General features: G+C 68.4%; 18 protein-coding genes. 14 read left to right on the top strand and 4 right to left on the bottom strand.

What is annotated here, in order from left to right; genetic code table 11:
* Positions 1 to 50: 50 nt before the first annotated feature.
* From A5692_RS16435 to A5692_RS16405, 7 genes are read left to right on the top strand one after another with little or no spacing between them, the layout of a single operon-like run.
* Positions 51 to 1,079 (top strand): virulence factor Mce family protein, encoded by a 1,029-nt coding sequence (locus tag A5692_RS16435; RefSeq protein ID WP_068057683.1) that lies wholly within the window; start codon positions 51 to 53, stop codon positions 1,077 to 1,079.
* Entirely contained in the window at positions 1,076 to 2,392 is a 1,317-nt protein-coding gene (locus tag A5692_RS16430; RefSeq protein WP_068057704.1) for an MCE family protein, read from the top strand. The genes A5692_RS16435 and A5692_RS16430 overlap by 4 nt, the downstream gene beginning before the upstream one ends.
* A complete protein-coding gene (locus A5692_RS16425; protein WP_068057681.1) occupies positions 2,389 to 3,675 on the top strand; it encodes a virulence factor Mce family protein in 1,287 nt (428 codons plus the stop codon). Before A5692_RS16430 ends, A5692_RS16425 begins: the two co-directional genes overlap by 4 nt.
* Before the next feature lie 26 nt (positions 3,676 to 3,701).
* Positions 3,702 to 4,811 carry a virulence factor Mce family protein gene (locus A5692_RS16420; RefSeq protein WP_068057702.1) on the top strand — a complete coding sequence of 370 codons (1,110 nt, stop codon included), beginning with the start codon at positions 3,702 to 3,704 and terminating at the stop codon, positions 4,809 to 4,811.
* Position 4,812: 1 nt separating this feature from the next.
* Positions 4,813 to 6,261 (top strand): MCE family protein, encoded by a 1,449-nt coding sequence (locus A5692_RS16415; RefSeq protein ID WP_068057679.1) that lies wholly within the window; start codon positions 4,813 to 4,815, stop codon positions 6,259 to 6,261.
* Positions 6,231 to 6,800 (top strand): mammalian cell entry protein, encoded by a 570-nt coding sequence (locus A5692_RS16410; RefSeq protein ID WP_068057676.1) that lies wholly within the window; start codon positions 6,231 to 6,233, stop codon positions 6,798 to 6,800. Before A5692_RS16415 ends, A5692_RS16410 begins: the two co-directional genes overlap by 31 nt.
* Positions 6,797 to 7,285, top strand: a complete 489-nt coding sequence (locus A5692_RS16405) for a hypothetical protein (RefSeq protein ID WP_068057674.1) — start codon at positions 6,797 to 6,799, stop codon at positions 7,283 to 7,285. Before A5692_RS16410 ends, A5692_RS16405 begins: the two co-directional genes overlap by 4 nt.
* A 5-nt stretch (positions 7,286 to 7,290) precedes the next feature.
* Here A5692_RS16405 and A5692_RS16400 read toward each other — a convergent pair whose 3' ends face one another.
* Together A5692_RS16400 and A5692_RS16395 are read right to left on the bottom strand one after the other, a co-directional pair.
* Positions 7,291 to 9,543, bottom strand: coding sequence for a carbon starvation CstA family protein (locus tag A5692_RS16400; protein WP_082962788.1), 2,253 nt, complete (start codon positions 9,541 to 9,543; stop codon positions 7,291 to 7,293).
* 40 nt (positions 9,544 to 9,583) lie between these two features.
* Entirely contained in the window at positions 9,584 to 11,113 is a 1,530-nt protein-coding gene (locus A5692_RS16395) for an ATP-dependent DNA ligase (protein ID WP_068057671.1), read from the bottom strand.
* A gap of 121 nt (positions 11,114 to 11,234) precedes the next feature.
* On the opposite strand from A5692_RS16395, the gene A5692_RS16390 reads away from it, so the two are divergent.
* Both A5692_RS16390 and A5692_RS16385 read left to right on the top strand, forming a co-directional pair.
* Positions 11,235 to 11,993 (top strand): SDR family NAD(P)-dependent oxidoreductase, encoded by a 759-nt coding sequence (locus A5692_RS16390; protein WP_068057670.1) that lies wholly within the window; start codon positions 11,235 to 11,237, stop codon positions 11,991 to 11,993.
* A gap of 107 nt (positions 11,994 to 12,100) precedes the next feature.
* Positions 12,101 to 14,266, top strand: coding sequence for an acyl-CoA dehydrogenase (locus tag A5692_RS16385; RefSeq protein ID WP_068057668.1), 2,166 nt, complete (start codon positions 12,101 to 12,103; stop codon positions 14,264 to 14,266).
* A gap of 94 nt (positions 14,267 to 14,360) precedes the next feature.
* Here A5692_RS16385 and A5692_RS16380 read toward each other — a convergent pair whose 3' ends face one another.
* Positions 14,361 to 14,696, bottom strand: coding sequence for a Zn-ribbon domain-containing OB-fold protein (locus A5692_RS16380; RefSeq protein ID WP_068057666.1), 336 nt, complete (start codon positions 14,694 to 14,696; stop codon positions 14,361 to 14,363).
* Between the two features lie 53 nt (positions 14,697 to 14,749).
* Here A5692_RS16380 and A5692_RS16375 point away from each other — a divergent pair, with 53 nt between their 5' ends.
* The 4 genes from A5692_RS16375 to A5692_RS16360 all read left to right on the top strand — a co-directional run bounded on the left by A5692_RS16375 (position 14,750) and on the right by A5692_RS16360 (position 19,578).
* Positions 14,750 to 15,943 (top strand): thiolase family protein, encoded by a 1,194-nt coding sequence (locus tag A5692_RS16375; RefSeq protein ID WP_068057664.1) that lies wholly within the window; start codon positions 14,750 to 14,752, stop codon positions 15,941 to 15,943.
* Positions 15,944 to 15,976: 33 nt separating this feature from the next.
* Positions 15,977 to 17,407, top strand: coding sequence for a FadR/GntR family transcriptional regulator (locus A5692_RS16370; RefSeq protein WP_068057662.1), 1,431 nt, complete (start codon positions 15,977 to 15,979; stop codon positions 17,405 to 17,407).
* Positions 17,408 to 17,515: 108 nt separating this feature from the next.
* The gene (locus A5692_RS16365; RefSeq protein WP_068057660.1) at positions 17,516 to 18,508 is read left to right on the top strand and encodes a sensor histidine kinase; all 993 of its coding nucleotides are present in this window, start codon (positions 17,516 to 17,518) and stop codon (positions 18,506 to 18,508) included.
* A gap of 554 nt (positions 18,509 to 19,062) precedes the next feature.
* Positions 19,063 to 19,578, top strand: coding sequence for a homocitrate synthase (locus A5692_RS16360; protein ID WP_068057658.1), 516 nt, complete (start codon positions 19,063 to 19,065; stop codon positions 19,576 to 19,578).
* A 10-nt stretch (positions 19,579 to 19,588) separates the two neighbouring features.
* Here the strand turns inward: A5692_RS16360 and A5692_RS16355 are convergent, their stop codons facing one another.
* Complete coding sequence (locus tag A5692_RS16355; RefSeq protein WP_068057656.1) at positions 19,589 to 21,067, bottom strand: cytochrome P450; 1,479 nt, start codon at positions 21,065 to 21,067, stop codon at positions 19,589 to 19,591.
* 114 nt (positions 21,068 to 21,181) lie between these two features.
* Here A5692_RS16355 and A5692_RS16350 point away from each other — a divergent pair, with 114 nt between their 5' ends.
* Positions 21,182 to 21,817, top strand: coding sequence for a TetR/AcrR family transcriptional regulator (locus A5692_RS16350; RefSeq protein WP_068057654.1), 636 nt, complete (start codon positions 21,182 to 21,184; stop codon positions 21,815 to 21,817).
* Positions 21,818 to 21,825 lie beyond the last annotated feature (8 nt).

Below are 21,825 nucleotides of genomic sequence, written 5' to 3'. Positions count from 1 at the left end.
TCGAAAGTGACCCTGACGACCAGCCGACCGACGTAACCGAGGAGCACGCCATGAAGGAGAACCTGTCGGGCGCCATCTGGCGCCTGGCCATCTTCTTGGTCGTGTGCACCCTGGGCCTGGTCGCGATGCTGGCGATCTTCGCGCAGCTGCGGTTCGGCAACGAGATGCCGTACAAGGCCAGGTTCAGCAACGTGTCCGGGCTCGAGGTCGGAAACTTCGTCCGCATCGCGGGCGTCGAGGTCGGCAAGGTGAGCAAGATCTCGGTCCAGGACGACGGCACCGTGGTCGTCGACTTCAGCGCCGACAACACGGTGGTGCTGACCGACGGCAGCAAGGCGGTCATCCGCTACCAGAACCTCATCGGCGGCCGCTACCTGGCGCTGCAGGAAGGACCCGGTGGCACACGGCAACTCCGGCCCGGCGACACCATTCCGCTGGGCCGGACGTCGCCGGCGCTGGATCTGGACGCGCTGATCGGCGGCTTCCGCCCGTTGTTTCGCGCGCTGGATCCCAACCAGGTCAACACCTTGTCCAGCGAACTCATCAAGGCGTTCCAGGGCGAGGGCGCAACGATCAGTTCCGTTTTGGCGCGCACCGCCGCGCTGACCAACGCCCTGGCGGACCGGGACCGGCTCATCGGGCAGGTCATTCTCAACCTGCACACGGTGTTGGGCTCGCTCGGAGACCAGAGCGCCCAGTTCGCAAACACCGTCGACTCGTTGTCCCGGCTCCTGGAAACGCTCGCCGACCGTAAGCGAGACATCAGCAGCGGGATCGCCTACGCCAACGCCGCGGCCGGTTCGGTCGCCGACCTGATCGCGAAAGGCCGCGCGCCCCTGGCGAAGATCCTCGGCGAGGGCGACCGGGTGGGCGGCCTGATCATGGCCGACCGAGACTATTTCGACGACTTCCTCAACACCCTGCCGGATGCCTACCAGATGCTGAACCGCCAGGGCCTCTATGGCGACTTCTTCAGTTTTTATCTCTGCGAAATGCTCTTCAAGCTGAACGGCAAAGGCGGGCAGCCGGTTTACGTCAAAGTGATCGGCCAGCCCTCGGGGAGGTGCACGCCGCGATGAAGTACTTCTCCGAACGCAATCCGCTGGCCGTCGGCGCGATCGGTGTCGTGGTCGTCGCAGGCGTGGTGGCGGTGTCGCTGACCTACGACAAGCTGCCCTTGTTCAAATCGGGCAGGCAATATTCGGCATACTTCGCCGAGGCGGGCGGGCTGTTAACGGGTGCCGCCGTGCAGGTTTCGGGTCTGAAGGCGGGCACGGTGGACAGCATCGCGCTCGACGGCCCGCGGGTCCTCGTCACGTTCGAGGTGGACAAGCACATCCGGATCGGGGATCGCAGCGAGGCATCGATCAAGACCAAGAGCCTGCTGGGCGCCAAGATCCTCGAGATCACCACCCGCGGCGACGGCAGGCTGTCCGGGCCTATTCCGCTCGAGCACACCCACGCGCCCTACCAGCTGCCCGACGCGCTCGGCGACCTCGGCGCCGCCATCAGCGGGATCGACACCAACCGGTTGTCCGAATCACTGGCGGTGCTGGCGGACACCTTCTCCGACACCCCCGCCGACCTGAAGATGGCGGTAGCCGGCGTCGCGCGGTTCTCACAAACGTTGAGCGACCGCGACACGCAATTGCGAAATCTCTTGGCCAACGCCAACAAAGCCACCACCGTGCTGAGCGAACGCAGCGACCAGATCGCCCGTCTGGTCACCGACACCAACGCCCTGCTCGTCGAGTTGCAGAGCCAGAGCCGCGCGCTGGACCAGATCTCGGGCAACATCGCGGCGGTGAGCCGGCAGATCAAGGGGCTCATCGCCGACAACCGCCAGACCCTCAAGCCGGCACTGGACAAGCTCAACGAGGTCTTGACCATCGTCGACAACCGCAAAGAACGAGTGCGGCAGGCGATCAGGAAGTTCGATGACTATGCGCTGTCGCTCGGCGAATCGATGTCCAGCGGTCCGTGGTTCAACTTCTACATCGCCAACCTGATCCCCGGTCAGTTCATCCAACCGTTCGTCGACGCCGCGTTCTCCGACCTGGGCCTGGACCCGAATGTGCTGCTGCCGTCGCAACTCACCGACCCGCAGGTCGGTCAGCCGGGAACACCGGCCCTGCCGGTGCCGTTCCCGCGCACGGGTCAGGGCGGCGATCCGAGGCCGAACCTCCCGGACGCGATCACCGGCAATCCCGGTGATCCGCGCTACCCCTACCGTGAGCCGCCCCCCGCGCCGCCGCCGGGCGGACCGCCGCCGGGGCCACCACCGCTCGCCCCGGGGCAGACGGCCCCACCCCCGGCGCCTCCTTCGCCGTCGCCGGTATTCGTACCGGCGCCGGGTGAGTCGCCGTCGCCGCCGAAAGCCGGTGAAAGATGAACCGCCACAACGCCAGGATCGCCCTGGCCGCCGCGCTGATGCTGACCTTCCTCGCCGGTGTCGCGGCGGCCTGGCACTCGTCCGCGGTGAGCCGCACCACCACGGTGGTCGCCTACTTCACCAACAGCAACGGCATCTTCGTGGGCGACGAGGTGCGCATCCTGGGTGTGGCGGTCGGTCACATCAAGAAGATCGAGCCGCAACCCGAGCGCGTCAAGATCACCTTCTGGTATGAGGCCCGATACCAGGTGCCCGCCGACGCCAAGGCCGTGATCCTGTCGCCGTCCCTGGTTACCGCGCGGGCGATTCAGCTGACCCCCGCCTACACCGGCGGACCGCGGATGCAAGACGGCGCCGTGATCCCGCAGACGCGCACCGCGGTCCCGGTGGAGTGGGACGATCTGCGTCAGGACCTCGAAAAGCTGACCCAGATGCTGCAGCCGACACATGGCGGCCTGAGTCCCCTCGGGTCGCTGGTCACGACCGCCGCGAACAACCTGCGCGGCCAGGGAGTGTCCATCCGCGATACCATCGTCAAACTCTCCCAAGCGGTTTCGGCGCTCGGCGACCACAGTGACGATCTGTTCAGCACGGTGAAGAACCTGTCGATTCTGGTTTCGGCGTTGCAGAGCAGTGGTGACCTGATGCGGCAGCTGAACCAGAACCTGGCGTCGGTCACCGGCCTGCTGACCAACGACCCCGACGAGGTCGCCAAGGCGCTCACGGCACTTTCCGACGTCGTCGGCGACGTGCGGACCTTCGTGGCCGACAACCGGGAAGCGCTCGGCACGACGTCGGACAGGCTGGCGTCGGTGTCGACGGCGCTGAACAACAGCCTCGACGACTTGAGGCAGGCCCTGCACATCGCCCCCACCGAGCTGCAGAACTTCATGAACATCTATCAGCCCGCGCAAGGCACGCTGAGCGGTGCGCCGGCGTTCGCCAACTTCGCCAATCCCGTCGCCTTCCTGTGCGGGGCGATACAGGCGGCGTCGCGCCTGGGCTGGGACCAGTCGGCGAAGCTGTGCGTTCAGTACCTGGCCCCGATCATCAAGAACCGTCAGTACAACTTTCCGCCGCTGGGCGAGAACCTGGTGGTCGGCGCCACGGCGCGCCCGAACGAGGTGACCTACAGCGAGGACTGGATGCGCCCGGATTATGTTCCGCCGCAGCCGAATCCCGGCGGAAGCCCGGGCGTCCCGGCCGCGCCGGCCCGGGTGCACCCGACCAATCCCGCCGACGGCTTGCGCGGGTTGATGCTGCCGACCGAGGGTGGATCGTGACGGCCGGGGGCCTGCGTCGCGCCGCGATGGGCTTGCTGGCGGTGCTGGTGATGGTCGCGCCGGCGGGCTGCGGCTGGCGCGGCCTGAACTCGGTCGCGCTGCCGGGAACCGCCGGACGCGGCCCCGGGGCGTTCACGATCCAGGCGCAACTGCCCGACGTGGGCACCCTCGAACAGAACTCGCGTGTGCAGGTCGGTGACGTCACCGTCGGCAATGTCACCAGGATCGAGCGGCAGGGCTGGCATGCGCTGCTGACGATCCGGCTCGACGGCGATGTCGACCTGCCGGCGAACGCGACGGCAACGATCGGCCAAACCAGCCTGCTGGGTTCCCTGCATGTCGAGCTCGCGCCGCCCACCGACGTCCCGCCCCGGGGCAGGCTGCGGGAGGGGTCGCTGATTGCCCTGTCGTCGGCCGGCAGTTACCCGTCGACGGAGCAGACCCTCGCCGCTATCTCGTTGTTGCTCAACGGCGGTGGGATCGGCCAGATCCAGGACATCACCCAGTCGCTGAGCACCGCGCTGGCCGGACGCGCCGACGACCTCCGCAGCCTGATAGCCCAGCTCGACACCTTCACCGGCCACGTGGCCGACCAGACCGGCGACATCATCGCCGCCGCCGAGAGCATCAACGCCCTGGTCGGCCAGTTCGCGGATCAAAAGCCGGTGATGGACAGGGCGCTGACGGCCATCCCGGCCGCGCTTCGCACCCTGGCCGACGAGCGACAGACCCTGGTGGAGGCGCTGGATCAATTCGGCAAATTCAGTGCGCTGGTTGCCGATTCGACACGGCAGACAAAGGATGCTCTGGTCAAAGAGCTCAACGACCTGGCGCCGGTGCTGGAATCGCTGGCCAACGCGGGTCCCGCCATGACCCGCGCGTTGAGCCTGCTCGCCACCTATCCCTTCCCGAAGGAGACCATCAGCAAGTGGGCCCGCGGGGACTACGCCAATCTGACGGCCATCATCGACCTCACGCTGAGCCGGCTCGACGCGTCATTTTTCACCGGCACCCGCTTCGAGGGCAATTTGACGGAGCTGGAGCTGCAGTGGGGTCGCACGATCGGCCAGATGCCGAGCCCGTACACCGCCGGCAATCCGCTTGTCGCGCCGTATCATTGGGATCAGGGCCGTTGACATGCCGCCCTTGTCCAGACGCGTCCTCATCCAGTTGGCGATCTTCGTGATCGTCGCGATGATCGGCGGCGCCGTGATGGTGTTCGGCTACATCCAGGTGCCGGCCATGGTCGGCATCGGACGGTATCGGGTCACCGTCGAGCTGCCGCAGGCCGCGGGTCTATACCCCAGCGGCAACGTCACCTATCGCGGCACCGAAGTCGGCCGGGTCGACAGCGTGCGTCTCACCGATGCCGGCGTCGCGGCGGTGCTCTCCCTGAAGTCGGGGATCGACATCCCGTCGGACCTCGATGCGCAGGTGCACAGCCAATCGGCGGTGGGAGAGCAATACGTCACCCTGCTGCCACGCAGGGATTCGCCCCCGCTGCGGGACGGCGATGTGATCCGGGCCGATCGCGTGTCGGTGCCGCCCGACTTGGACACGATGCTGGATGCGGCGAACCGGGGCTTGGAGTCGGTCCCGCGTGAGGACCTCAAGACCGTCGTCGACGAGGCGTCCACCGCCGTCGGTGGGCTCGGTCCGGACCTGTCCCGGCTCGTGGCCGGCGCCAGCTCGCTGTCCATCGAGGCGCGAAAGAACCTGGGTGCGCTGCTCACCCTCATCGACGACTCCAAGCCGGTGCTCGACACGCAGACCGACACCTCGGACGCGGTGCAGGCGTGGGCCGCGCACCTGGCCGAGCTCACCCGCGGGGTGCAGAAAAGCGACGCCGCCCTCCGGCGCGTGTTGGAGCAAGGCGCGCCGGCCGTCGGGGAAGTTCGTCAGCTCTTGGAACGGGTAAACCCGACGCTGCCGGTCGTGCTGGCCAACCTGATCGGCGTCGGGCAGGTGGCGCTGACCTATCACGCCGGCCTCGAGCAGCTGCTGGTCCTGCTTCCCCAGGCGGTGGCCACGATCCAGGCGATCAACGTCCCCAACAGGAACACCAAGCAGGGCTACAAGGGCGCCTTCCTGAGCTTCAACCTGCGACTGAACCTGCCGCCACCGTGTCTGACCGGCTTTCTGCCGGCACAGCAGCAGCGGGTTCCGTCGTGGGAGGACTACCCGGACCGGCCCGCGGGCGACCTGTATTGCCGGGTGCCGCAGGACTCGGCGCAAAACGTCCGCGGGGTCCGCAACACCCCGTGCGTGGGCCACCCGGGCAAGCGGGCCCCGACGGTGCAGATGTGCGACGGCGACGAAAGCTACGTTCCGCTCAACGACGGTTACAACTGGAAAGGCGACCCGAACGCGACGCTTTCGGGTCAGCCCGTCCCGCAGCCGCGCCCGCAAGCGGCGCAGGCACCGCCCGTTCCGGACCCCGTCCCGGTGCCGATCCCGGCGGCCGAGTACGACCCGGCCACCGGCACCTACGTCGGCCCCGACGGGCATGTCTACACGCAATCGGATCTGGCCACCGCCGGGGGAAAGGAGCGCACATGGCAGACGATGTTGCTACCGCCGAATTGACCGGGCTCCCTGCGGAAGTCGGCGACGGCTCCAAGCACCAGGAGCGGCCACGCGACGCCGCTCCGATCCGGCTGACGCTGACCGTCGGACTTGTCATCGTCTGCGCGCTGATCGGGCTGATCGGGTGGGTTGGGCTGCGTGCTCACCGGGCGCATGAGGACCAGGAGCAGCGCACGCTTTTTCTGCGGGCCGGTCGCCAAGCTGCGGTCAACCTCACCACGGTCGACTTCCGTCAAGCCGACGCCGACGTGCAACGCATCCTGGCCGGTGCGACCGGGCAGCTCTACGACAACTTCTCCAGACGTTCGCAGCCCTTCATCGACGTGGTGTTGCGAACCCAGTCGAGGTCCGTCGGAACGGTGACGGAAGCGGGCATCGAATCGCAGTCCGGCGACCGCGCCGAGGTCCTGGTCGCTGTCACGGTCCGCACGTCGAACGCCGCGGCGGCCGAACAGCAGCCGCACGCCTGGCGAATGCGGCTCTCCGTCGTCAAGGTCGGCGGCGAGGCGAAGGTGTCGAACGTGGAGTTCGTGCCATGAGAAACAACTGGTCTCGGGTGCTGGCATACGGTGTGCTGCCGGGGCTGGCGCTGTCGCTTGCGTCCGGGGCCGGATTGCTGAAGTGGCAGGGTTCGTCGATCGCCGGCGCCGACCGGGGTCGCATCGAGGCCACCCAGGCGGCGCGTGATGGCACCGCCGCCCTGCTGACCTATCGGCCGGACACCGTCGAGCGCGACCTGGGCGCCGCGAGTGAGCGGCTGACCGGGCGGTTCAAGGACACCTACACGTCGCTGACCCGGGAAGTCGTCATCCCCGGTTCGAAGCAGCGGCATATCTGGGCGCTGGCCACCGTCCAGTCTGCGGCTTCGGTGTCGGAGGGGCCCGACCACGGCGTCGTCTTGCTGTTCGTCAACCAGACCACGATCGTCGGCGCCGACGCGCCCGCATACACGGCGTCCAGCGTCCGGGTCACGCTGGACAAGGTCGGGGGCCGCTGGTTGATCTCCGGGTTCGATCCGGTTTAGGGGCGTCAATCTTTGTTCGCGGCAACGGTTCTGGCCGCATCCCACTGCCTCTGCACCGCGCGTTCGCTGGCCGTGGTAATTAGGCCCGACGGCGCGAAGAACTTCGACGGTATCGGTTCATCCTCCGTCAGCGGCCGGCCTCGGCCGCGAATCGCCTGATAAGACACCATGATCCCGACGATTAACACGATGACCACGACCAGCGCGAACAGAACCGACAGGGTGCCCTGGACGAAGGTGTTCCTGATGACGTCGTCGAGCTGATGAACGTTCTTGGCCGAACCGAACGATGTCTTGCCGGCGTTGCGGGCCGCCAGATATCGGAAGTGCTGCGTCCAGTAACCGACATTGGGATCCGAGGAGAAAATCTTCTGCCACGACGCGGTGAGCGTGACGGCCAAATCCCACAGCAGCGGAATACCCGGAATCCAGGCCCACTTCAATAGGCCCTTCTTGATGACCACGACCGTGATGACGGTCAGCGCGACGGCGGCGAGCAGCTGGTTGGCGATGCCGAACAGCGGGAACAGGGTGTTGATTCCACCCAGCGGGTCCGTCACGCCCATCAGCAGGATGCTGCCCCAGGCGGCGGCCACCGCCAGGCTGCAGAGCCAGACGCCCGGGCGCCAGCTCGGGTTTCGCAGCCTGGTCAGCGGACCACCCAGGTTGCCCAGCGCGTCGGACAGCATGAAACGCGCGACGCGGGTGCCCGCGTCGACGGCGGTCAGGATGAACAGCGCCTCGAACATGATCGCGAAGTGATACCAGAACGCCTTGAGGCCCGCCCCGCCGAAGACCCGTTGCAACACCTCCGCCATGCCGAATGCCAGCGTGGGCGCTCCACCGGTGCGTGACACGATCGACTTTTCGCCGACGCCGGCGGCGGCCTGACTGAGTTGAGTTGCGCTGGTGGGGATCCCCGGCAGGCCGAGCCGATTGACGTAGTCCGCGGCGGTGGCCGCGGTGCCGCCGGTTTGAGCGGGCGGGGCGTTGAGGGTGAAGTAGAGGTGCTGGTCGAGGATCGACGCGCTGATCAGCGCCATGACGGCGACGAACGATTCGGTGAGCATGCCGCCGTAGCCGATGAGCCGCATCTGGCTTTCCTTCTCCAGCAGCTTGGGTGTCGTCCCCGAGGAGATCAGCGCGTGGAATCCGGACAGCGCCCCGCACGCGATCGTGATGAACAGGAACGGGAACAGCGACCCGGGGAACACCGGCCCGTCGCCGCGGGCGGCGAACCGCGAGACCGCGGGCGCCTGCATGAGTGGCAGCGAGACACAGATGCCGACCGCGAGCAGGGCGATGGCCCCGACCTTCATGAACGTGGAGAGGTAGTCGCGCGGTGCGAGCAGCAACCACACCGGCAACACCGATGCCACGAAACCGTAGCCGACGATGAGCCAGGCCACCGTGGTCGGTGAGATGCTCAACCACGTTGCCCCCCAAGGTGTTTGGCCGACCCAGTTGCCGGAGGCCACGGCCAGCATCAGTAGCACGAAGCCGATGATCGACACCTCGGCCACCCGTCCCGGCCGCAAGAAACGCAGATAGCAGCCCATGAATAGGGCGATCGGGATGGTCATGGCGATGGAGAACACGCCCCATGGGCTCTGGGCCAGGCCCCGCACCACCACCAGCGCCAGCACCGCGATGATGATCACCATGATGACGAACGCACCGACGAGCGCGGCGGCGCCGCCGGTGGCGCCGAGTTCGTCGCGGGCCATCTGGCCCAGGGAGCGCCCCCGCCGCCGGGTGGAGATCCACAAGACCAGGTAATCCTGCACCGCGCCGGCGAACACCGCCCCGAGGATGATCCAGATGCTGCAGGGCAGGTAACCCATCTGGGTCGCCAGCACCGGACCGACAAGTGGGCCGGCCCCGGCGATGGCGGCGAAATGGTGGCCGAACAGCACCCGCCGGTCGGTGGGCACGTAGTCGCTGCCGTCCTCGAACACTTCGGCCGGGGTGGCGTGGTCGTCGCGGGGGCGGACGATCTTCATCTCGATCAGCCGGGCGTAGAACCGGAAGCCCAGGACATAGGTGCAGATCGCCGCGACCACGAACCAGACGGCGTTCACCGTCTCACCGCGCGCGAACGCGATGATGGCCCACGCGACGGCACCGATCACGGCGATGGCGGCGAAGAAGATCTTGTGCCGGCCGGTGATGGGGGAGCGGTCGACGATCGCGACGGGCGGTAACCCGTCGTCGGTGTGGATGTAGCTGACGTCTTTGTCGTGCTCTTTGACTGCCACGGCCGAAAACCCTACGCGCGCGAGACGAACTCCGCCCTTCTTAATACAGCGCCCGCACGCTGTCGATGGTGTCGGCCTCGGCCGGGCCCTTGTCTTCGCGGTAGCGCAGCACCCGCGCGAACCGCAGCGCCACCCCGCCGGGATAGCGCGAGGACTTCTGGACACCGTCCAGCGCCACCTCGACCACCTGCTCGGGCCGCAGCCGCACCACGTAACCGTCCGTTCCGGCGACCGCGAGTTCGGAGAACCGCGCCGTCTGCCAATCCAGCATGGCGTCGGTCATGCCCTTGAAAGTCTTTCCCACCATGACGAATTCGCCCGTGGCCGGATCGCGCGCCCCGAGGTGGATGTTGGAAAGCTTGCCGGTGCGTCGCCCGGATCCCCACTCGACCGCGAGCACCACCAGGTCCAGCGTGTGCACCGGCTTCACCTTCAGCCACCCCGCTCCGCGGCGGCCCGCCTGGTACGGCGCGTCCGGCGCCTTGGCCAGCACGCCCTCGTGGCCGGCGGCCAGTGTCGCGTCCAGGAACGCGGCCGCCTCGGCGGCGTCCGAGGTGTGCAGCCGATCGACCCGCTGCGCGGCCGGCACCAGCGCGTCCAGGGCGGCCAGCCGCTCGGCGGCCGGCGCGTCGAGCAGGTTGGCGCCGTCGCGGTGCAGGATGTCGAAGAAGAACACCGAAAGTGGTTGCGCCGCACGCGCCGCCGCGACGTCGACCGATCGGCCGAACCGGGACGCGGTGACCTGGAAGCGGTGCGGTGCGTTGTCGGGCCGCAGCGCGATCGCCTCACCGTCGGCGATGAGGTCACGCACCGGCAGCGCCAGGGTCGCCTCCACCACCTCCGGCAGCCGTGCGGTGACGTCGTCGAGGCTTCGGGTGTAGACGGTGACCTGGTCGCCGGACCGGTGGATCTGCACCCGCGCGCCGTCCAGTTTTGCTTCGAAAATCGTTGTGCCGCCGTGGCGTTCCAGCGCATCGGCCACCCCGGTCGCGGTCTGTGCCAGCATCGGGCCGACGGGCCGGCCGACCCGCAGCGCGAACGCGTCCAGCGCCCTAGCCCCGCCGCCCAGGGCGGCGGCCGCCACGGACGGCAAGTCCCCGCCCAGCATCGCGGCGCGCTGCACCGCGGCGACGGGGAGGTCGGCGGCCTTGGCCACCGCGTCGGCCATGATCCCGCTCAGCGCCCCCTGGCGCAGCTCGCCGCCGAGCAACCGCACCAGGAAGGTCTGCTCGGCTTCGGTCGCGGCGGCGAACAGGCCGGCGATCAGCTCGGCGCGCCGCGCCTGCGACCCCTTGCCCGACACCGCGCCGATCTCCGAGAAGCGGGCGTCCACGCCGCCGACGGTCAGCGTCGGGTGCGAGGCGGGCGGCGGCCGCGAGCGTAGCGATGCCCACCCGACCCCGATCTGGCGCTGGGGCAGCTCACCGGAGAGCCAGGACACCACGATCGCGACGCCGTCGGGGTCGGCCGCCGCGCGCCGCAACAGGTCGGCGATGTGGGCGACCTTGCTCAGCCGCGACGACGTGCCGCCCACGTCGAGCGAGGTGGTCGCCACGTCGAGAAGCAGCACGGAATCAGCTTGGCACGGCGCGCCGACAAGGCGGGGTCAACCCTGAAGGACGGACACGCTAGCGTGCCTACGTAACGTTACAGATTGCAAGGAATCTGATAACCCGAAAGGAAGGGTCCGGATGGAGATCAACGGGAAGAAGGTCGTCGTCATCGGCGGCGCATCGGGAATGGGTCGCGCCTCCGCGGAGCTGCTGGCCGAGCGCGGGGCGGAGGTCGCCATCCTGGACCGCGAGGGTTCCGACGGCAAGACGGTCGCCGAAGCCATCGGCGGTGCGTTCTATCCGGTCGACGTCACGGATTTCAAGGGCACCGAGGAGACGCTGCAGACCGCCGTCGACAAGCTGGGCGGCCTGCACGTCATCATCACCACCGCGGGCGGCGGCATCGCCAAGCGGACGATGACCAAGTCCGGTCCCCACGACCTCGAGTCCTTCCAATCCGTGATCGACCTGAACCTGATCGCCACCTTCAACATCAGCCGGCTGGCGGCCGCGCACATGGCCAAGAACGAGCCCGAGGACGAGGAACGCGGCGTCATCATCAACACCGCATCGATCGCGGCCTTCGAAGGGCAGATCGGCCAGGTCGCCTACACCGCGGCCAAGGCCGGCATCGCCGGCATGTGCCTGACCATGGCCCGCGACCTGGGCTCGCTGGGTATTCGTGTGCTGGCGATCGCGCCCAGCCTGTTCGCCACCGGATTGACACAGGGGATTCCGGACGAATTCGCGTCGGCGCTCACCAAGGACGCCGCCTTCCCCAAGCGTCTTGGCCGGCCGATCGAGTACGCCAAGCTGGTGGCGGCCATCGTGGAGAACCCCATGCTCAACGGGCAGTGCCTGCGCCTGGACGCCGGGCAGCGGTTCGCGCCCAAGTAGCCACCCCCACGAGTGGCCCTCCCCGCATTAAGTACACTCTTTAGGCAGCCGCCCCGCTTCCCCTCGAAGCGGGGCAGGCACCCAGCCGGTAGCGAGGAGGGCCCCTCATGGGTATCGCACTGACCGACGACCATCGCGAACTCGCCGAAGTCGCCCGCGGGTTTTTGACCTCGCAGAAGGCTCGCTGGGCGGCGCGGTCCCTGCTGGACGCCGCCGAGGAATCGCGGCCGCCGTTCTGGCAGAACCTCGTCGAGCTGGGCTGGCTCGGCCTGCATGTCGACGAAGAGCACGGCGGTTCGGGGTTCGGGCTGCCCGAACTCGTGGTGGTCGTCGAGGAACTCGGCCGCGCGGTCGCGCCGGGTCCGTTCGTGCCGACCGTCATCGCGTCGGCGGTGATCGCCAAAGACGGTTCGGCCGAACAGAAGTCGCGCCTGCTGCCCGGGTTGATCGACGGGACCGTCACCGCGGGCATCAGCCTGGACGGCCAGGTGCGGGTCGCGAACGGGATCGCCGACGGGGACGCCGGGATCGTGCTGGGCGCCGGGCTGGCCGAACTGCTACTGGTCGCGGCGGGCGACGATGTGCTGCTGCTCGAGCGTGGTCGCGCCGGCGTGTCGGTCGAGGTACCGAACAACTTCGACCCGACCCGGCGTTCCGGCCGGGTCCGCCTGGAAAACGTGGACGTCAGCGCCGATGACGTGCTGGCGGGCGCGCGGGTATCCGCGCTGGCCCGCGCCCGGACGTTGCTCGCCGCCGAGGCGGTGGGTGGCGCCGCGGACTGCGTGGACGCCGCCGTGGACTATGCCAAGGTACGGCAGCAATTCGGGCGCACCATCGCCACTTTCCAGGCGGTGAAGCATCATTGCGCGAACATGCTGGTGGCCGCCGAGTCCGGGGTCGCCGCCGTGTGGGACGCCTCGCGCGCGGCGTCCGAGGACGAAGCCCAGTTCCAGCTGGCCGCGGCGGTGGCGGCGACCCTGGCGTTTCCCGCCTACGCGCGCAACGCCGAGTTGAACATTCAGGTTCACGGCGGCATCGGTTTCACCTGGGAACACGACGCGCACCTGCACCTGCGCCGCGCCCTGGTGATACAGGCACTGTTCGGCGGCGACGCGCCGGCCCGTGATGTCTTCGAGCGCACCGCAGCCGGAGCCCGGCGGGAGAACAGCCTGGATCTGCCGCCCGAGGCCGAAGAACTGCGCACCAGGATCCACGCCGACGCCGCCGAAATTGCCGCCCTGGACAAAGAGGCGCAACGCGACAAGCTCATCGAAACCGGTTACGTCATGCCGCATTGGCCCAAGCCCTGGGGCCGCGCCGCCGACGCGGTGGAGCAGCTGGTGATCGAGGAGGAGTTCCGCGCGGCCGGCATCAAACGGCCCGACTACTCGATCACCGGGTGGGTGATCCTGACCCTGATTCAGCACGGAACCGATTGGCAGATAGAACGATTCGTGGAGAAGGCGCTGCGCCAGGAAGAGATCTGGTGCCAGCTGTTCTCCGAGCCCGAGGCCGGCTCCGACGCGGCGTCGGTCAAGACCCGCGCCATCCGGGTGGACGGCGGCTGGAAGATCAACGGGCAGAAGGTCTGGACCAGCGGGGCCCAGTACTGCGCGCGTGGCCTGGCCACCGTCCGCACCGACCCGGAAGCCCCCAAGCACGCCGGGATCACGACCGTCATCATCGATATGAAGGGCCCCGGCGTCGAGGTGCGGCCGTTGCGGCAGATCACCGGCGGCTCGGAATTCAACGAGGTGTTCTTCAACGACGTGTTCGTTCCCGACGAGGACGTCGTCGGGGCGCCCAATTCGGGATGGACGGTGGCCCGCGCCACGCTGGGCAACGAGCGGGTCAGCATCGGCGGCAGCGGGTCGTTCTACGAGGGCCTGGCGCCCACCCTGGTGCAACTCGCTCAGCAGCAGTCAGATCGCTTGGCGGGGGCGCCCGTTCGGATCGGATCCTTCCTCGCCGACGATCACGCGTTGCGGTTGCTGAACCTGCGCCGCGCCGCCCGCAGCGTCGAGGGCGCGGGGCCGGGTCCGGAAGGCAACATCACCAAGCTGAAGCTGGCCGAACACATGGTCGACGGCGCCGCCATCTGGGCGGCCCTGGCCGGCCCTGAGGTCGCACTGATGGACGGGCCCGGCGCGATCGTGGGCCGGCTGGCGATGGGAGCCCGCGGCATGGCGATCGCCGGCGGCACCTCGGAGGTCACCCGCAACCAGATCGCCGAGCGGATCCTCGGCATGCCGCGCGACCCGCTGATCAACTAGCCGTTCGGTGCCCCTGCGCGAGCGACCGTGTCTGTACAGCGACACGCCGTAAAACCCGGCAATTTGCGGACGCTCGCGCGAAAGGGAAGCGGGATCAGACGGGGGCGAACAACGGCGCCCCGCCGCTGCCCTTCTCCGGCCGGATCTCGACGGGCATGCCGCAGGTGACCGACTCGGGTTCGCAGCCCACGATATTGGCGGCCACCCGCAGGCTTTCCTGTTCGGCGAGTTCGACGATGGCGATCACGTACGGGACGGGAATCTCCGGGTTGTACGGGTGGTGGTTGACCGTGTAGGTGAACACCGTCCCCCGCCCGGAGACCGGCCGCGCGACCAGCGGGCGGCCGCAGGCCCGGCACTTCCCGGTCGCCGGGTGCACCCAGCGCGCGCAATCGTCGCAGTATTCGATGAGCAGCGGCGCGTCCGGCACGACGAATACAGTACACTCAATTGGTTCAACGCATGGTCTGACGGGCGGTGTGCATGACGCATTTCGAGAAGGACGCGATCCTGTCCGGTATCGGCATCTCGCGGATCGGCCGTCGCACGGGCATCGCGGGCCTGGACCTGACCATGGAAGCGGTGCGGTCCGCCATCGACGACGCCGGATTGGTCCCCTCCGACATCGACGGCATCGCGACGCTGGGCGACACCCCCGCCGAAGACGTGAACGCCCACCTGCGGATCGAAGCGGCCGACTGCGGATCCGGATTCGGCACCGGCGGCCTGCTCAGCCCGGTGATGTCGGCGTGCCGCGCGGTCGCCGAGCGTCGAGCCCGCCACGTGGTGGTGTACCGGACCATCCAAATGCTCGGTGGCACGGTCCCGGTGAAGCCGCAGGAGAACGCGCCCGCGCCGCCACTCGCGCGGATGTTCGAGACCCCGGAGGGCGCCGAACGTCCCGCCGTCGGCGCGATGGACGACGTCAACGACCTGGTCGCGGCGAACGCCTACTCCGCGGCGAACTGGTTGGCGCTCAACTGCCGACGTCACATGGAGCTGTACGGGACCACCAAACAACAGCTGGGCTGGGTGGCCCTCAACGGCAGGCGCAACGCCGCGTTGAATCCGCGCGCCGTTTACCGCGACCCGATGACGATGGCCGACTACCTGAGCGCGCGGCCGGTGTCCACCCCGTTCGGGCTGCTGGACTGCGATGTTCCGATCGACGGCTCGATCGCCGTGGTGGTCTCGCATGCGGAGTACGCGCGTGACTGCCCGCACCGCCCGGTGGCGGTGGAGGCGATCGGCGGGGCCGACGGCGCCGGGGGCTGGTTCCATCGGGCCGACTACCCGAAGATGGCGATGTCGGACGCGTCGGCGCAGATGTGGTCGCGCACCGACCTCAAGCCGTCCGATCTCAAGGTCGCCGAGCTCTACGACGGGTTCACCTACCTCACCCTCGCGTGGCTGGAGGCGCTGGGCATCTGCGGCGACGGCGAGGCCGGGCCGTACGTCGAGGGCGGCACGCGGATCGCCCGCGACGGAGCGCTTCCCCTGAACACCTACGGCGGCCAACTGTCGGCCGGGCGCATGCACGGCTACTGGGCGTTGCACGAGGGATGCCTGCAATTGCGCGGCGAGGCGGGGGAGCGGCAGGTGTCCCAGCGCCCGGACGTCGGCGTGGTGTCCGTGGGGGGCGGGCCGGTCGCCGGCTGCATGCTGCTCACATGCTGAAAGCTTTTGCGAGAGAGCATCGTCGGGCCTGACATGAGTACCGGCCTCGAGAACAAACTGGCCGCCAAGATCGCGCGGGACCTCGAGGCGGAGATCGTCCGCCGCGGCTGGGCCACCGGCGAATCCCTGGGATCCGAACACGCCCTGCAGGAACGCTTCGGGGTGAGTCGCTCGGTGCTGCGCGAAGCCGTCCGCCTCGTCGAACACCATCAGGTCGCCCGGATGCGCCGCGGGCCGGGCGGCGGGCTGATCATCTGCGAGCCCGACGCCGGCCCCGCCACCCGCGCCGTCGTCATCTATCTCGAACACCTCGGCACGACCCTGGGCGACCTACTCAACGCGCGCCTGGTGCTCGAACCGTTGGCGGCTTCGCTGGCCGCCGAACGCATCGACGAAGCGGGCATTGCGCGGCTGCGGGCGGTGCTGGCGGGTGAACAAGAGTGGAGACCCGGGCTGCCGACGCCGCGCGACGAGTTCCACATCGCCTTGGCGGAGCAATCGAAAAACCCTGTCCTGCAACTGTTTATCGACGTCCTGATGCGGCTCACCACCCGATACGCCCTACAGTCGCGGACGGACACGGCCGGCGAGGCCGTCGAGGCGCTCGACCGGATGCACATCGACCACTCCGAGATCGTCGCGGCGGTCACTTCCGGTGACTCGGCGCAGGCCAAGACGCTCAGCGAACGACACATCGAGGCCGTGACCGCCTGGCTGCAGCGCCATCACCCGGGCAGCACGGGCCGCCCGCGCAAGCCGCGGCGGCTCACCGCCGAGGTACCCCGCGGCAAGCTGGCCGAGATGCTGGCCGCCACGATCGGTGACGACATCGCGGCCGGTGGCTGGCAGGTCGGTTCGGTCTTCGGCACCGAGGCCGACCTACTGGACCGCTACCGGGTGAGCCGCGCCGTGCTCCGCGAAGCGGTGCGGCTGCTCGAATATCACTCGGTTGCGCACATGCGCCGCGGGCCGGGCGGCGGGCTCGTCATCGCCAAGCCCCAGGCGCAGGCCAGCATCGACACCATCGCCTTGTACCTGCAGTACCGCGATCCGAGCCGCGAAGACTTACGTTGCGTCCGGGACGCGATCGAGATCGACAACGTCGCCAAGGTCGTCAAGCGGCGCGGCGAATCCGAGGTGGCCGCCTTCCTGGCCGCCCATCGATCCGAGGTCGGCGAAACGTCCGGTGATGTGGGCGACGCCGCCGTCGAGGAATTCCGGTTCCACGTCGGGCTGGCGCAGCTGGCCGGCAACACGCTGCTCGATTTGTTCCTGCGCATCATCGTCGAGTTGTTCCGGCGGCACTGGTCGAGCACCGGGCAGGCCACGCCGACCTGGGCGGACGTCGTCGCCGTCCACCACGCTCACCTGCGGATTGCGGACGCCGTCGAGGCGGGCGACGACAGCCTGGCCCGCTATCGCGTGCGCCGTCACCTGGACGCCGCCGCCTCATGGTGGCTGTAGGCAAGTACTGAGTCGCAGATGTGATCTGCAGCGCGGTATAGCGAAGGCTCGCCGCGGGTACTGGGGAGGGAGGAGGCAGACGGCCGGTCCAGCAGGGGGTTGGCGTTAGTGATCGAAAGTGAGCGTGCTGGAGTGACCGCGGGCACAGAGATCGGGAAGCTCGGCTTCGTCCACTCCGCGCTCATCTATCAATCCCAGCAGGAGTATCTGGATTTCGTGACCGGCTTCGTGCGGGAAGGGTTGGCCCTCGACGAGGCCGTCCTCGTCGCGGTCCCGGCCGACATGCTGGCGTTGTTGCACGACGCGCTCGGCGCGGGCGGCACGGCGCCCGGCGATGTGCGCATGGTGGACATCACCGAGGTCGCCCGCAACCCGACCCGCCTGATGGCGATGGAGGGTTCCTTCGTCGACGACCATCCCGACCGGCGCGTGCGAATCGTCAGCCAACTCGCGTGGCCGGGCCGCAGCGACGAGGAGCTGGTCGCCTGCGTGGAGCACGAGGCGCTGGTCAACGGGGCCATGGACGGCTACCAGGTGACCGGATTGTGCCTCTACGACGGCAGCCGGCTCGACGACGACGTGCTGGCGGACGCCCGCGCCACCCACCCCCTGCTGTGGGGCGGCGGCGAACTCCAACGCAGCGCCGACTACGCGCCCGATGCCGCCTTGCAGCGCTGCAACCGGCCGTTACCCGGTAATCCGGGGGCGGTCACCTACGTGGTCAGGAAGTCGGCGGACCTCAGCCCGGCGCGGTCCTTCGCCGTCGACTATGCCGGCTGGGTGGGGCTGTCGCAGGACGGGATCGAGGACCTGCAGCTGGTGGCCACCGAGCTGGCCAGCAACAGCCTGATGTACACCGATGGCGCCTGCCAGCTGGCCTTCTGGCGCGACGACAGGTACCTGGTGTGCGAGGCGCGCGACACCGGACGCTTCGAGGATCCGCTGGTGGGCCGTCTGGACCCGGGGCCGTGCGGTCCGGCCAGCCGCGGGTTGTATCTGGTCAACGCCATCTCGGACCTGGTGCGCACGCACACCACGGCCAGCGGTACGACGATCCAGGCGTACCTGCGGTTCGAGCCGTCGTCCGGCCCGACGGGCTAGACGCCAAGCAGCCCCCGGGAAACCCGTCCCCCACGCACCGGTCCCAGGGGTTGCTCGTCCTAAGCGGCTAGACGCAGAGGCCTGCGACGCTGATTGTGCAGCCGCTGGTGGCCCCGCCGACGAGTCCGCCACTTCCGGCTGCCGATGAAGCACATCCTGTCGGTACTACTAACACCGTGATAAGGCCCGCGGCCGCAGCGGCAGCTTTCAGGGTTTTCATGGTGCGGTTCGCCTTCATGATGAGCCTTCTTTCATCAATCCTTCGAGGGGGTTAATTGCACAGCCGTTGAAGAGCGGTGCTCCCGCCCAATACCCACGGGCTGACACGAGTAAACCAAAATTCTCGATTAATTTCGAGACTGGTTGACGCGATATGCCGCTGGGCCGAAACTTGCACGTCAGGCGGGTAAGCGGCTAATGTCGTCGCTCGTGCGTCTTCTCGAACGTGTCGTAGTAGCTAGCACCCGCAGCGGGGTCTGACCCAGACCGACCCCCCGCTGTGGGTCGGAAGCTACTGCCGTCGGTCACTCCTTAGACCGAAGAAGACCGGCACCATGACCGTCCCCGAAACCTTCCCCGAGCGTCTCGATTCCGACGCCGACCCGGCCAGCCCGTGCCTGGCGACCGAGTGGTTCGCCCGCCAATTCGGCGCGCCGCTACCGCGCGGTCTGCGTGAGCGGGCGGGCGCGATGTCCTGGCAGCGTTTCGTCGCCACCTACGGCCCCACGGCCGGCCCGATCCGCCTGCGCAACTGGGAGTGCATCGACAGCCACCGGCGACCGGGGCCGCAGGCCCGCAACTTCCGGGCCATGATCGCCGTCGGTGAGCGCATCAGCGTGTCGAGCGCCGCGGCCGGCGGTCCGATCGCGGCGCTCAGCGCGATGCTGCACGAGCGCGGCGTCCCGGTGGAGATCCTCCGGTTCCATCAGCTGCGCTCCGCGCAGCACACCGCCACGTTCGTCCGCGGCGGCAACGGCGCCCGCGTCGAATGGGCGATGGGCTGGTCGGAGGATCCGACCCAGTCGGCGTTGCGCGCGGTGATCGCGTGCGCCAACCGGCTGGTCGCGTGACGCGTGTCGGCTACAGCGGGCGCAGCACGATCGGCATGCCGTCCATCGGTATCGGCATGCCGCCGTAGTCCCAGTGCGGCCGGTAGCCCGGCCGGGCCAGCTCCAGCCGGTAGCGGCGCAGCAGCCGATGCACGACGGTCTTGACCTCGAGCTGCCCGAACACCATGCCGATGCACTTGTGCGCGCCGCCGCCGAACGGCGCGAAGGCGTACCGATGCTTCTTGTGCTCGGAGCGCGGCTCGGCGAAGCGTTCGGGGTCGAATTTGTCCGGCTCCGTCCACAATTCGGGCAGGCGGTGGTTCATGCCGGGCCAGATCGTGATGTTGGTGCCGGCCGGGATGTAATGGCCGAGCAGTTCGGTGTCGCGAACGGCCTGCCGCATGTTGAACGGCAGCGGCGTCACCATGCGCAGCGACTCGTTCATGATCAGTTCGAGCGTTTCCAGCTTCTCCAGCGCCTCGATGTCCAGCGGCCCGTCGCCGAGGCGGGCCGACTCCTCGCGGGCCCGCTCCTGCCACTCCGGGTTGGCGGCCATGTTGTAGACCATCGTCGTCGTCGTCGACGTCGACGTGTCGTGGGCGGCCATCATCAAGAAGATCATGTGGTTGACGATGTCGGAGTCGGTGAAGCTGTTGCCGTCCTCGTCCTCGGTGTGGCACAGGACCGTGAGCATGTCGGCGCCGGTGGCGTTGCGGCGCTCCTTGACCCGCTCGGCGAAGTACTCCTCGAGCAGCGTGCGGGCCTTGAGCCCGCGCCACCACTTGAACGGCGGGATCGGCTGCCGGATGATCGCGCCGCCCGCTCGCGTCGTGATCGTGAACGCCTGATTGACCTTCGTGACCAGGTCGTGGTCGGTGCCCGGCTCGTGCCCCATGAACACCAGGGAGGCGACGTCCAGGGTGAGTTCCTTCATTGCCGGGTGGAACAGAAAACGCGCGTCGTTGGTCGGCCAGTTGGCGACGATGTCGCTCGCCACGCGGTCGATGTGCTCGACGTAGCCGGTCAGCCGGCTGCGGGTGAAGGCCTCCTGCATGATGCGCCGGTGGTACATGTGCTCGTCGAAGTCCAACATCATCAGGCCACGGTTGAAGAACGGCCCGATCACCGGGTGCCAGCCCTTCTGCGAGAAGTCCTTGTTCTTGTTCGAGAACACGGCCTGGGTGGCGTCGGGCCCGAGCGCGGTGACGGCCGGCATGATCGGCGAGTCGAGGAAATGCAGGGGGCCCCGGGTGCGATACAGGTGCAGCGCGTAGTCCGGCCCGCCGCGGAACATCTCGATGATGTGCCCAAGGATCGGCAGACCGGCGTCGCCCACCACGGGTTTGAGACCGCTACCGGCGGGCGGCTCGGCCAGGACCTTGGTTTGCCAGTCGTGGGCGAGCAGACGTTTTTCGACCGCACCCATCCCCGGGATGGTGTTCAGCGTCGGGGTGAACCGGCGCCGCGCCTGGTCCAGCAGGTACTGCGGGGTGCTGATCGTGGCGGTCATAAACGCTCCTTTGCGTGCCCTCCGAGGTGACAGCCGTCACTGTCTTATAACCCTCTGAAAAAACTTGACGGCTGTCAAGTTTGCTTTTTGACCGGCGTGGTGCAAGGTCAGGGAATGAGCAGCCACCCCGCCACTGGCGAGCCGGGCGGGCAACGACGCGGCGACAAGCAGCGCCAGGCGATCCTGCAGGCGGTGCGGGAACTGCTGCAGGAGAAGCCATTCGCGGAGCTGTCGGTCAGCACCATCAGCCTCCGGGCCGGGGTGGCCCGGTCCGGCTTCTACTTCTACTTCGACTCCAAGTACGCCGTGCTGGCCCAGCTGATGGCTGAGGCCGCCCAGGAACTCGAAGAGCTCACACAGGACTTCGCCCCCCGCCAGCCCGGCGAGTCGCCGGAGCAGTTCGCCCAGCGCATGGTCGGCAGCGCGGCCGCCGTGTACGCGCACAACGATCCGGTGATGACCGCGTGCAACGAGGCGCGCAACACCGACGTCGAGATCCGCAATCTCATGGACCAGCAATTCGAGGTGGTGCTGGGGCAGATCGTCGCCATCGTCGAGGCGGAGATGAAGGCCGGGACCGCCAGCCCGATCAGCGACGACCTGCCGACGCTGATCCGCACCCTGGCCGGTACCACCGCGTTGATGCTGACCGGCGACCCGATCCTGGCCGGCCGTGACAGCGATCGCGACCGCCGCGTGCGCGTGCTCGAGCGGTTGTGGCTGCACGCGCTGTGGGGCGGGCGTCCGTAGGGCGTTAC

Source organism: Mycobacterium sp. E342, from assembly GCF_001667665.1.
Lineage (GTDB): Bacteria > Actinomycetota > Actinomycetes > Mycobacteriales > Mycobacteriaceae > Mycobacterium.
The sequence above is the reverse complement of the archived record's forward strand: the minus strand, read 5'-3'. Positions and strand labels throughout refer to the sequence as shown.